The 12,596-nt window shown below is 56.5% G+C and carries 9 protein-coding genes; 7 read left to right on the forward strand and 2 right to left on the reverse strand.

The features are described from left to right. Positions 1–57: 57 nt before the first annotated feature. Positions 58–735, reverse strand: a complete 678-nt coding sequence (locus ASE00_RS09195; protein WP_056379631.1) for a TetR/AcrR family transcriptional regulator — start codon at positions 733–735, stop codon at positions 58–60. 107 nt (positions 736–842) lie between these two features. On the opposite strand from ASE00_RS09195, the gene ASE00_RS09200 reads away from it, so the two are divergent. The 7 genes from ASE00_RS09200 to ASE00_RS22905 all read left to right on the forward strand — a co-directional run bounded on the left by ASE00_RS09200 (position 843) and on the right by ASE00_RS22905 (position 11,535). Continuing rightward, positions 843–3,254 (forward strand): TonB-dependent receptor, encoded by a 2,412-nt coding sequence (locus tag ASE00_RS09200; protein WP_056379633.1) that lies wholly within the window; start codon positions 843–845, stop codon positions 3,252–3,254. Between the two features lie 2 nt (positions 3,255–3,256). Then, positions 3,257–4,417 (forward strand): MFS transporter, encoded by a 1,161-nt coding sequence (locus tag ASE00_RS22895; protein ID WP_082594586.1) that lies wholly within the window; start codon positions 3,257–3,259, stop codon positions 4,415–4,417. Then, a complete protein-coding gene (locus ASE00_RS09205) occupies positions 4,414–5,658 on the forward strand; it encodes a hypothetical protein (RefSeq protein ID WP_156405365.1) in 1,245 nt (414 codons plus the stop codon). The genes ASE00_RS22895 and ASE00_RS09205 overlap by 4 nt, the downstream gene beginning before the upstream one ends. 49 nt (positions 5,659–5,707) lie before the next feature. Then, positions 5,708–6,907 carry an aromatic ring-hydroxylating oxygenase subunit alpha gene (locus tag ASE00_RS22900; protein WP_156405366.1) on the forward strand — a complete coding sequence of 400 codons (1,200 nt, stop codon included), beginning with the start codon at positions 5,708–5,710 and terminating at the stop codon, positions 6,905–6,907. A gap of 184 nt (positions 6,908–7,091) precedes the next feature. Continuing rightward, a complete protein-coding gene (locus ASE00_RS09215) occupies positions 7,092–8,435 on the forward strand; it encodes a flavin monoamine oxidase family protein (RefSeq protein ID WP_056379639.1) in 1,344 nt (447 codons plus the stop codon). 222 nt (positions 8,436–8,657) lie between these two features. After that, positions 8,658–10,037 carry a coniferyl aldehyde dehydrogenase gene (locus ASE00_RS09220; protein ID WP_200957917.1) on the forward strand — a complete coding sequence of 460 codons (1,380 nt, stop codon included), beginning with the start codon at positions 8,658–8,660 and terminating at the stop codon, positions 10,035–10,037. A 70-nt stretch (positions 10,038–10,107) separates the two neighbouring features. Beyond that, positions 10,108–11,535 carry a flavin monoamine oxidase family protein gene (locus tag ASE00_RS22905; RefSeq protein WP_082594588.1) on the forward strand — a complete coding sequence of 476 codons (1,428 nt, stop codon included), beginning with the start codon at positions 10,108–10,110 and terminating at the stop codon, positions 11,533–11,535. A gap of 130 nt (positions 11,536–11,665) precedes the next feature. Here ASE00_RS22905 and ASE00_RS23865 read toward each other — a convergent pair whose 3' ends face one another. Further along, a complete protein-coding gene (locus ASE00_RS23865) occupies positions 11,666–12,439 on the reverse strand; it encodes a hypothetical protein (protein ID WP_056379641.1) in 774 nt (257 codons plus the stop codon). Between the last annotated feature and the right edge of the window lie 157 nt (positions 12,440–12,596).

The raw sequence follows: 12,596 nt of genomic DNA on the forward strand, positions 1-12,596 counted from the left end.
CGCCCTTGGAGCAGAGGCCGCGCGGCCACGCTCTATTCGAAATCGTGCGAGTACTCGTTACGTAGCGTCTAGCGCAATTGAATGCGCAAGGCGTTGCACAGCCGCCTTTGCACCAGCATCTACATCTTTCTCAGCACGCCCACGGCTGACTAACGGCATTGTACCGTCGATCAGCGATGCAATAAGCACAGCGGCAGTCTCTGCAGCGTGATCCTGTACGGATGGGTTTACGAGACGAACAAGCGTCACGAGCAACTCATCATACAGACGGCGATATTCAGACAGCGCGGCACTCGCGAGATCATCGTGCTGTGATAGCGCCCAGACGTTGTAGGAGAAATTGGCGGTTGGTAACACAATGGCGTCAGCAAGCAACCACTCTATGACGCCGTCAAAGATGACACTTGGCTCGTCAGGCATTGCAGTAACGCAGTCATAGATGCAGTCTCCGTACCAATCCGTCCTGAACCTTACTACCTCCGCGATTAGTCGACCTTTTGTTTCAAAGTGGTACTGTAAGGCGGCTAGCGAAATGCCGCAACGATCAGCGACCCGACGCATAGAGTAGCCGTCCAGACTCAGCTCGCACGCGAGATCGTGCGCGATCTTTACGAACGCTCGTCTTCGATCGGGCATAGGGTCACGTATCGGCGCGATAGCCTTCAGCTTGTATAATAATAGTTCCTTTGCGCCACGATCCGTGGCGACGTCGACCGCAGATTGCTTCTTACGCATCACAACTTGATCCTTGACAGGTTAGGGGCAGGTGCGCAATCCCTGTCACCCGACAGGCGACATGCCGACCGCTGAAAGCGGCAGAGCCTTGGGGAGGAGAGTAGACCATGCGCAAGGTTCGTTTGGCAAAACTGGTGACGGTATCGATCAGTGCGGTGGGCTTCACCCTCGCCAACTCCGCCGCCGCCCAAGACATAAGTGCGGTTACGCAGCAAAACACCGCAAAGGTGTCCGGCCAAGCCGCAGAACCCGAGGTATCGGGCGATATCATCGTAACTGCGCAGCGTCGCGAGCAGTCTGTCAACAAGGTCGCTGCCACGATTAGTGCAATCACCGGCGATACTATCCAGCGGTCAGGCGCCTTTGACACTAAGGACATCGCCAAACTTACGGCTAACGTCGTGATCGAGAATTCATATGGTTCAGGTAACGCCAATCCAAACGTGACGATCCGCGGTGTCGGTTTGTCCGACTTCAACGATAACAATGCCGGACCAGTCGGCTTCTATGTCGACGACGTATATCTAACCTCACCAGCATTGCTTAGCTTCGGTCTCTTCGACCTTGACCGTGTTGAGGTTCTCAAGGGTCCGCAAGGCACTCTATACGGACGCAACACTACGGCAGGCGCGATCAACCTGATATCTCGAAAGCCAGGTAAGCAGTTCGAAGCCGACGGGCAAATCAGCGTGGAGGAATACGGACGAGTCACGCTTCAAGGGGGCGCAGGTGGCCCGATCAGCGACACGCTTGGGCTCAGGGTGGCTGGAACAACCGATCAGGGTGGCGGCTTCCAATACAACCGCACGTTGAAGAGCGACGGGGGTGATCGGAAGTACTGGGCGCTGCGCAGCGTCATGGCTTGGGCACCGACGGACAAGTTGAACGTCGAGGCAATCGTCCAAGGCGGGAAGGATCGCTCGAACCTCGGCTACTATCAGCATGCCGGCCTGCTTGATACCACCACCGGTGGGCCATGTACGCCCTTTCTGCGAGGCAAACTTGCAAACAACGGCTGTGTCGACGTCGCAGGATATTCGGACAGCGATAAGGATCCTCTGGATGGCGACTACAATCGGCTGCCGCGATCGCGCTATGATGATTTCGGAGCGACGTTGAGGGGCGAGGCGAAGCTTGGAAGAGCGACCCTCACCTCCGTCACCGGATATCAGTGGGTGAAAAGCGCACGTATTGATGAAACCGACGCCAGCCCCAACCGACTTCTGGAAGTCGACTTCCGCGCAAGGGTCGAACAATTCAGCCAGGAGCTTCGACTCGGCCTCGACCTCAATAGCCTTAACCTCGTTGTCGGCGGGTATGTCGGGATCGATACAGTTCAAGGCAACAACGATTATGATACCTTGCGGGAGTTTCGACCGTCTTTAGCGACAATACCAGGTATTGTAGCGAGCGGATTTGTTCCCGCAGGACTACTGCCGGATGGTACGATCGCAGCGCGCCTTAATAGTTCTTATCGGCAGCGGACATTTGCAGCTGCCATGTTTGCTGACGCTGTGTGGGAGTTCAGTCCAGGTTGGAAGGCGCATCTCGGTGCGCGCACCACCATCGAGAAGAAACAGTTTTCATCTCGAACATCCTACCTTGAGGAGCCCAGTGATCTAGCGGCTTACGGTTTGCCGCCGACTGGGCTGATCCTTGATTTGCCGTCTGATGGCCGGGAACTTGGAGTACCTGGAAAGCGCGTCTATGATAAAGTAACGTGGGCCGCAGGTCTTTCCTATGAGCCACGCGCGAATGCACTCCTCTATCTCTCGGCGGCAAGCGGGTTTAAAAGTGGCGGCTTCAACGGAAGCATTCTCTTCTCACCCGAAGAAGCTAATCCTTATGACCCCGAGAACCTAACAGCGTATGAAGCCGGCGCGAAAGTCTCGCTCTTTAATCGGCGCGCCCAGATCAATACAAGCGTGTTTTACTATGACTATAGCAATCTGCAGGTTTTCGATGTCGTCAATCGCGGGGGTGTCGACACTCAGATCCTAACCAATGCCGCTAACGCGCGCGTCTATGGCCTTGACGCCGACCTCAGTTGGCGTTTGGGATCAAGGCTGTCCGCGAATGTAAGTGTAGGCCTCCTCTCCGCCGAGTACGTAGACTCGACATTGAATGGAGTTGATTTGGATGGCCAGCGATTTACGAACGCACCTCGCTTCACGATGGCAGGTACAGTCAGGTACCGACTACCAATCAGTAGCAGCTTAAGTCTGACACCAGAGATTGCAGCGCGCTATAAGACACGGGACCTATACGATAGGTACTTTACGGTAAACCAGTCCAACACGCCCATCGATGTGACGTTTTCCCAAAAGGCATTTTGGATTGTCGACCCAACGCTAACGCTTGCTAGTGCTAGCGACAGATGGCGCGTGTCGGTGTTTGCACGGAATGTCTTCGACGTTCGTCCCGTGAACTCATCGACAATCCTCTCAAGCTTCGGCCTTGCTGAGCTGCTGTATGGCGCACCCAGGCGCTACGGTGCGAGCGTCGGGTTCAATTTCTGAAGATGAAAACTGCAGGTATGCTCGGGAAGCGTAAAGCTACGACACAGGTATGGCGCTATGCGGCAGCCGCCATTTGTGAAAGTGTGCCGATAGCGATGATGCTGCCTCTCATCGCGCTGTATATGAATGATAGCGGCACATCGCCGATTGCGATTGGCTTTTATGGCGCACTACCCTTCATACTTACGCTGATCAACTTGCCGCTGGTACCGCGAGTCCTGGCGGCGGTTGGTTTTGCTCGCATGTTCCGTACAGGTCTCGCACTATCCACTGCTGGGCTCGTGCTCTCGGCATTAACGCGCGACTACGTACTTCTATGTATCGGTGCGTCGCTCGTCGGCATCGGAGCGGCTTACAGATGGAGTGCGACGGAAGCTCTAATCGCTTGGACGACTCCAACTGCGCGACTTGGTCGGGTAACAGGTTTGTATCAGAGCTTCGTTGCAGCTGCGGCAGCTGTTGGACCGTTCCTGGTGCCCGTCTTCTCGCTTCGTCTTGAAACCGCCGCAGGTCTTGCGATCGGACTGACGCTTTTCGCCTGGTTACCGATCATCTCACTTAGCCCAAAAACCGGTCCCGAACTCGCAGCGCCCGAAGCACTGTCGGGCAGTATAAGGTGGTGGGTTTTTGTGCCGCTTGCGACCCTTGGTTTTATCGGCGGCGTCTTCGAAGCGGGACTCAATGCCCTAGGACCGATCCAGGCGACGCGATTGGGCGTGTTACCATCATCGTCCGCCGTGACACTGACAGGTGTGATCGCACTCGCAAGTTTGGCAACGCAATATCCGATCGGCCGTCTTGCTGATCGTTTCGGTGGAGCGGCGCTGTTTCGAGCACTCAGTGTGACGCTGCTTCTGTCGCTCGTGGCAGTGCCGCTATCGAAGTCCTTTCCTGCCGGGATTTGGTTTGCCGCGATCGCTTGGGGCGGTGCGGGTGGCTCATTGTATACCTTGAGCATTATCGAGGTTGGGATCGCTTACCGAAACGTGCCCCAAGCAGTATCGGCGATCATAGGAGCATACACAAATGGCGGCGCGACAGGACCGGTGATTGGTGGCGTTGGCCTCGAAATCTCAACCGAATGGGGATTGGCCATGGTACTTGGAACACTCATCTTGGCTGCGTGGCCGCTGGCATTTCGTGCACCTCGAGACGTACGATGAAAACCCTGTCGTCTACGGGTGCGCTATGGCGTCTAATCCTGCGCGCCAATCCTCTACATCGCGTTGCAGCTCGAAGAAGTCGCAGCGCTTTGCAGGCGGCGACCGACCCATTTGAACGAGCGGCCTCCGCCGCATGGATTCTCTATGCGCTCGCACCGCTCATCACCTACTGCTCGCCGGTCTATTTTGGCCTGCTTTCCGCTCACAATGGTTTGTCAGAGACCCAAGTCGGATTGCTGGCAGGCGCAGAATCGATTGGTGCCGTTGTCGCGTCCCTCGGCGCGAAATGGTGGATCACGCGCCTGGACTGGCGCCATACCGCCGCTGTTTCGCTAATCATTATGGTCGCAGGTATACTTGCTACGGTCGTAGTCACCTCATTTGTCGGGTTGCTGGCAGTCCGAACGGCGACGAGCGTGTTCGGTGGCGGGCCGCTGCTCGTCATCGCGATTACGGTGCTATCCGGTACACGACTACCCGACCGCAATTTCGCGTTCGCGTTCGCGGCGCAATTGTTGATTGGCATGTTCGTTCTATTGTTGCTGCCCCTCGCTGATGCCGAAGCCGGTTGGTGGGGAGTGGCTGGCGGTCTTTCAATCTGCTTCGCAGCCTTGATCCCGGCGACCTCGCGCTTGCCTATCGGTGCCAAATTGACAGATGAAATGACGCCCACGAATGGCGCTGTTCGTTTGAGCACAGGTAGTTGGCTGCTTCTGCTATCGATTGGGCTGTTGTCTGCGTCCACGCAGGGCTCGTGGGCCTTTTCCGAGATACTCGGGCGAGCTGCCGGCATGCCTCTAAATAAGACCAGCCTACTGCTTGTTGGCTCCTCGATCTTAGCAGTTGTTGGTAGCCTTGCCGCCGCACCTATGGCAACTGCATGGGGTCGGGGACGCTCCTACTTCGCAGGATCCGTCATTACACTATTGTGCCTTGTCCCGCTCTACGTTGATCTCGGCGTGGCCGCTTACGTTCAATATTATCTTATCGGCGCTTTCATGACGGCGTTTATTGCTCCTTTTCAGCTTGGAGCATTGTCTGACCGTCACGACGGAACGGCGGCAGCGACGCTGACGCCGGCAGTACAGGCCGCGGGAATGATGCTTGGGCCGATGCTTGTTGGGCTGACCGCAACCACCTACGGCCCCTTGTCCTCGGTTTCCTTGGCTGGAGCATGTTTGCTTTCAGCTGCGCTTGCCTACGCATCGGGCTCACGTTCTCAAGCAATAACTAGCACTTGACTCGCCTGTCAGGTGACAGGTAATAAGGCTTTGCATCGGGAGAATCATCGTGAACGCTGCCGCAAAAATCCTTCATCCGCTGTCACCTCTCCTCCGCGACCCCGTTCCCTCTTTAGCCCCCAACCGCTATTGGGATGCAGACTGGTATGCGCGTGAACTCAGAGAGATTTGGGCGCGCAATTGGAATTACATCGGGCGAGCGGCGGGCTTTGCCGCTGGTACGATGCATCGCCGTGACGTCGCCGGCGTGAACGTCGTTATTGTTCGCTCGAAGTCAGGTGAGCTGACGGCGTTCCATAATGTTTGTCCACACCGTGGATCAGAGCTATGCTTGACTGACGTTCAGCCACTACGAGGCAATAGAATATTGTGCCCCTACCATGCATGGAGCTTCAAAGCTGACGGCACTCTTGCAAGTACCGGCGCGGCGTCGCGGGCAGAAGGGTTTGACGCTGACGCGCTTGGACTTCGTCAAGTTGCTCTACGGGAATGGAACGGGATGGTATTCGTATGTCCATCTGAGCAATCACCGTCATTCGGAGCGGACAATTTCTTTGAAGTGCACGAGCTCAGCAACTGGCCAATGAATGATCTCGTGGAGGCATACCGCGAAACCAATATCGTTGAAGCTAACTGGAAGGTGATCTGGGAAAACTTCAACGAGTGCTTGCACTGTCCCGGGGTACATCCGTCACTCTGCAGCTTGATCCCGGTCTACAAGAAGGGTCATCTGGCGCCTCATGACGCGGGTGATTGGGATCCGGAAACCGCTCAGCCTGAGCCAACCTTGCGACCGGGTGCGCGAAGCTGGACCTTGACCGGAGAGCCTGTTGCCCCCGACTTCCCGGGTTTGAGCGACGCCGAACGCGATGCCGGTCAGACCTACGCGGTCGTCCTTCCAACGTTGTTCGTGGTCGCACACGTTGACTTTGTGAGCATCGTTTCGATCCGACCACTTGGGCCCGAGCGAACTGAAGTTTCTGGCGAAGTGCTTGTCGCTCCAGAAACGCTCGCCAATCCCGACTTTGACGTCAACCAGATCGTGCTGTTTAACACGCAAGTTCAAAATGAAGATGCGGCAGCGTGCGAGATGAACCAACGAGGCCTACGCTCAAGTCCGTTTGAGCACGGCGTTCTGATGCCGGAAGAGTATCAAGTCCGGGAGTTTCATCAATGGGTTCAGCGGCAACTAATCGACGGCGCTGCTGGTGGTGCGCGTAACAATCGCGAGCCTCTAGTGGCTGTCTGATTTTGGTCTCTCTCGATCGGCGTCCTGAGCTCGAAAGGTCGACGTGGAACACGACGGAACGAAGTCGGATTACAGCGTTAGTCGACGAGCTATCCTCGGGGTTGGCGTTACCGCGGCTGTTGGTATCACGGAAGCTCACTCCCGCCCCGCAGGATCCAAGAGAGGCCGAGGGTCCGCATCCTCTATGCAGAGGGTTGACGTGGTGGTCGTCGGAGCTGGCTTTGCTGGGCTCACGGCGGCACGTAGGCTCCAGAGGGCCGGAGTAAGTGTCATTGTTCTGGAAGCGGACGATCGGGTCGGTGGGCGTACCATGCCGGGGCGCCTCGCCGGCCGCGTTGTCGATCTCGGCGGTCAGTGGGTGGCCCCCGATCATACCCGCCTCATTTCGCTAGCTCGAGAGTTCGGCGTCGAGGCGTACCCACAGTATGTTGATGGAAACAATATCTACGACCTCGGGGGTCAGCGTGGCACTTACAAGCTAAATGACACGGATCTACCTGCAACTTCGCTGAAAGCCGTACAGGAGACGGTTAATAAGCTCACAGCGCTGGCGACGTCGGCCTTTACCGTTACGGGGGACCTCGGTCGCCATGCGGCCGGTCTTGATGGTGGGACGCTGGAATCATGGTTGCTGGCAAATGTGTTCGATCGTGTCGCCTACAGCTATTTCCGGCTTATGGTTCGCGCAACGCACTCTGCCGAGACATACGAGACCTCTCTGCTAGCGTTCGTCAGCTTGTTTGCAGGAGAAAACCACTTCGAGCATATGACGTCGGTCCGCGGGGGTGCGCAGGACAGCGTATTCGACGGTGGCGTGTGGCAACTCGCGGACCGTATGGCTAAGGAGCTTGGTACAGCTGTAATTCTTGGCTCGCCCGTCCGTCACATTTTGCAGGATGATCAGGGCGTAACGGTGCGGAGCGATCAGGGCGACTGGCGCGGCCGTTATGTCGTCGTCACTGCCCCGCCGACGATGGCGAACCGCATTCAGGTGACACCTCCCCTCTCTTCGCAGCGAGACGCATGCGCACAGCGCTCGCCTCTCGGTAATGTCATCAAGGTGCACCTCGCCTATTCGCGGCCGTTTTGGCGCGATCAGGGCTTGAGCGGGCAAGTCCTGTCCGACCAGACAGATTTCGGTCCGTGGTTCGACCACTCGCCTCGGAAAGGTGGATCAGGAGCACTCGTAGGTTTCTACAACGGCGCCACCGCACATAAATGGGCGGATAGGGATCCTATCGAACGACGCATGCAGTGCCTGCAAGACGTAGCAAAATACTTCGGAACGGCCGCACTCTCGCCGACCGACTACATAGAAGAGGTATGGGGGCGTTCGGCTTTCCACAGAGGGGGATATGGAACCGTCTCAGGGCCGGGGGTCATCACGACCTTCCACGACGCACTGCGTGAACCCGTAGGACGAATTCACTGGGCAGGCACGGAAACGGATGCTGATTACAGCGGCTACATCGAAGGTGCCATACGGTCAGGCGAAAACGCGGCTGCAGCGCTGCGCAAGCTAGTCTAGCTGATGCTGGTGTGCCTGGTAGCGTTGTTGCCATTTCACGGGTAACGTTACGGCTAGCAATTGGCTACTCTGCTTATAGTCTACTTCGTGAATTGAAAGGGCCGCGAGCTTGAGCAAGCAGGTGTTTTCCTTTTTCTGGAGACATGCGGTCAAATGGCACGTCGAACACCATGGATTTGGTTTCGAGGTAATCAGGGGATGGTAATTGCTATGACTCAGCATATGAACGCTCAATTTGAACGATTATATGCGGCATCTCGGTCGTCGCCGCTGCCAAGCTTGGTTGAAAGACGCGATAGACTAGACAGGCTCAAAGCCCTCATCGTGGAGGAGCGAGCTCGCTTTGTAGAAGCAATATCCAACGACTTTGGAGGGCGCGCTCGATCGGAGACGGAACTATTGGAGATGGTGCCCGCCCTCACCAGCCTGTCGCACGCTCGGAAGCACGTAGCGCGTTGGATGCAAGACGAGCGTCGGCACGTTTCGATGACCTTCCGTCCTTCACGTGCCTGGATCAGGTATGAGCCGCTTGGTGTCATTGGCGTGATCTCGCCTTGGAACTACCCTCTCCTACTCGCACTGTCGCCGATGATCGATGCGCTTGCTGCTGGCAACCGTGTTATGTTAAAGCCATCAGAACTCACACCGACGTTCTCTAACCTACTCGCGCAATGCATGGCAACGCGCTTTGCTGATGATGAAGTAGCTGTGACGATCGGCGATGTGGATATAGCAAGATCCTTCTCGTCGCTGCCCTTTGATCATCTCGTTTTCACTGGTTCAACGGAAATCGGTCGGCATGTGATGCGTGCCGCCGCAGAAAACCTGACACCTCTGACATTGGAGCTTGGCGGCAAATCTCCTGCGATCATCGATGATGGCTATCCTTTGGACAAGGCGGCCTCCTCAATAAGCTTCGGCAAGTTCATCAATGCTGGCCAGACCTGCATTGCGCCGGATTATGTCATGGTGCCTGAGCAACAGGCATCTGAGTTTGGACAGAAGGTTTTAAGCGCTGCTCAAGCTAGCTATCCATGCATCGAAGACAACTCGGACTACACGAACATCATTTCAGACCGACATCGCTCGCGCTTGCGGCAGGCGATTTCCGAGGCACATGAACTCGGCTCCATCGTCCTTACTCATCCAGACGCAACGAACAGCAATGGCAAGCTTCCTCCTACCGTCATCATCAATCCTCACCCGGACAGCCTCCTTCTAAAGGAAGAGATTTTCGGCCCCATTCTTCCGGTTTTGGGTTACAAGCGTCTTGAAGATGCTGTCTCTTTTACAAAAAAGTTAGGGCGGCCGTTAGCTCTCTATTCTTTCTCGAATTCGAAGCGATTCCATGAGACCCTTATGGAGCGGGTAATCTCGGGTGGCGCTACGTTAAATGGCACACTGCTACACATAGGGCAGGATGACCTGCCATTTGGCGGCGTTGGATCGAGTGGCACCGGCTCGTATCACGGCGTTCATGGCTTTCGTCGCTTTAGTCACGCGAGAGCAGTTCATCACGTCGGTAAGATAAATACGTTTGAAATGATGGGTCCGCCATGGCGCAACTTGGCTGCCGTGACAACGAAGGTTTTGCTCCGATAACCGTCTTGTTACCGGCTCGTAGCTAAACGCTAGACGTCCGCTTTGCGACAACTCAAGATGGGATAAAGTGATGTCAAATGACGAACGTTTGTCGCGACCCGTCTGTACCCGTAGGAGTGTGCTCGGCTTTGCTGCCTCGTCTGCTGCAGCGATGGGGATCGTGCCACTTTCTCAGACATCCGCCGGAACGACGGTCAAATCGAGATCGACAAAGCGCATCGCAATAATCGGTGGCGGGTTTTGTGGATTAACGGCCGCGAGGGAGCTCAAAAGAAGCGGGCATGATGTCACGGTGTTTGAAGCGAGAGACCGACTTGGTGGAAGGACATTCACCTCGCAGTTTGCCGGACGCACGGTCGATCTGGGTGGCACTTGGATCCATTGGCAGCAGCCTCACCTATGGGCCGAGATACAGCGCTATGGTGTTGAATTAGAAGAAACACCTGGAGCAACTGCCAACCGTTTCGTCTACCTTGATGCCGCGGGTACTCGTTGCGAAGCCAGTGTTGCGGAGCAATGGCCGAAGATAGAGAAGGCAGTTTCCGATTTATTTGATGGTGGCTATTCGACGATGCCACGTCCGGCTCTACCGTTCGGCGATCGTAAGTGGATCGACGCGGACACATTCTCAGTTCGATCGAAGCTCGACGAGCTGGACATGCCCGATGAGATACGGCCGATCGTAGACGCACTAATTATGACTTGGGGAAATGCACCGGGAGTCCAAGTCAGTTGGATAGATATGATGCGATGGTACGCGCTGGCAGGTTATAGTCTAACGGTTGTAAACGATGCGGTGTCACGTTTTCGGATTAGGGGCGGAACTAACACGTTACTGCAAGCAATCGGCAAAGACTCTCAAGCCAATATACGCCTTTCAGCGCCGATCAGCAGTGTACGAGAAACCGACAGTTTGGTGGAAGTCGTTGTGGCGGGCGGAGAGATACACGTTGCAGACGCAGTTATATGTACGGTTCCTCTCAACACACTTACAGATATTAGCTTCTCACCGCCGATTTGTCTAAAGAAAAAAGAAGAGTCTCTGCGACGTCATGCGGGTAGCGGCTTTAAGGTGCACATCTTGTTGGACGGAGTCTTCGACAACGTCACCTGCCTGGCGCCAGGCGATGATGCAGCCATCAATGCTATGATATGGGAAGGTACCGAGAACGGTAAGACACATGTAATCGCGTTTGGGCCCAGCGCTGCGGTGTTTCATATGAACGACATCACATCCGTACAGAATGAAGTTCGGAAGTTCTTTCCCGACGCCAAGGTGCTTGAGACCTACGCGCACGACTGGAATGGCGATCAGTTTTCGAAAGGAACATGGTTTGTATCACGTCCCGGCCAAGCGTCTAATGCATTAAAAGAGCTTCAGGCACCACAAGGTAGAATATTTTTTGCTAGTGCGGACTGGGCGAATGGCTGGAGGGGATTTATTGACGGTGCGATCGAGCAGGGAATTGTAGCTGCACGCGGCATACGAGAGCGATAGAGTTTATAGACCCTGCCATCCACCTGAGTGACCGGTCGAAGCTTAGGCATGGTTGCTAAGCCATGATTGTCGCGGTTCGACACTGCCGAGCCGGTCGATCCGGTAGCTTGAACTAACCTTTCCATCTCATTTAGCGTCCAGGTCCCCGATTATCGCGTCCCCGCTCCTTATCGCGTTGCCGGATCCGCTCACGTTCCTGCTCTTGGGCGCGCATGCGCTCGTCGCGGCGCTCACGCATCACGGCATCGTAGAGCTTGGTGAGATACGGATGCGCGCGCTCGACCCTGGCGCGCGCCAGTTCGTCACCGCGGTGACGCCGCTGCCCGGTAATCGGGCCGAGATACTCCCTGAGCTTGCTCAGCCGCTTGGCAAGCTGCGTAGAGCGCCGCTGCAACCCGCGTGCAGTCTTCTCCCAACTTGCCTTCGCGGCCTCGTAGGATGGTCGACGTAGCCCTGCCAGCAACCCGGTGGGCGGCAGCGGCTGCTGGCGAGCGTGATCGTCCCTCGCGGCTTCATGGCGCCGGTACATGCCGTTCGCCCGCACCTGCGCCCGTTTTACACGTGCCTGCACACCCGCCAGCTCGCGACCGTGCTCCGCAGTCCAGCTCCTTACGACGCCTTCGCGCGTTGGACGCTGGTAGCCTTGGGCAGGCGCAGCCGGCTTGTCTGCCCCCTGCCGCGTCGCTGCCTCAACGTGCGCCGCCAAGGCTGGCTTCGGCTTGAAGCCGTCGAACATGCCCCGCGCCCCAACACGTAGCTTGTCGCTGACCTTCTCCACCACCTGGCGCGCGAGTTCCGGGAACCGGATCTCGCGCCGGTCGGCGAAGGCGCGGGCATGATCCTGGTCGCTGCGATCGGGCGCATAGTCGCCGGCCATGTCCTTGCCGCGGTTGCGCGACAGCACGCCGGCGAGCCTGCCCTGGTCGGCGAAGTCGTCGCGGCCGTAATGGGGGTGACTACACGAAAGTGAGTTTTACGTACGCGATATACGAACGAATGCAGTACGATGCGGGGGAAGGCTGCTGCAGGCGCCAGCGCTCACCGTAACGCAGAAGGTTTTG

It is taken from the genome of Sphingomonas sp. Root710 (assembly GCF_001429065.1).
Taxonomy (GTDB): Bacteria; Pseudomonadota; Alphaproteobacteria; order Sphingomonadales; family Sphingomonadaceae; genus Rhizorhabdus.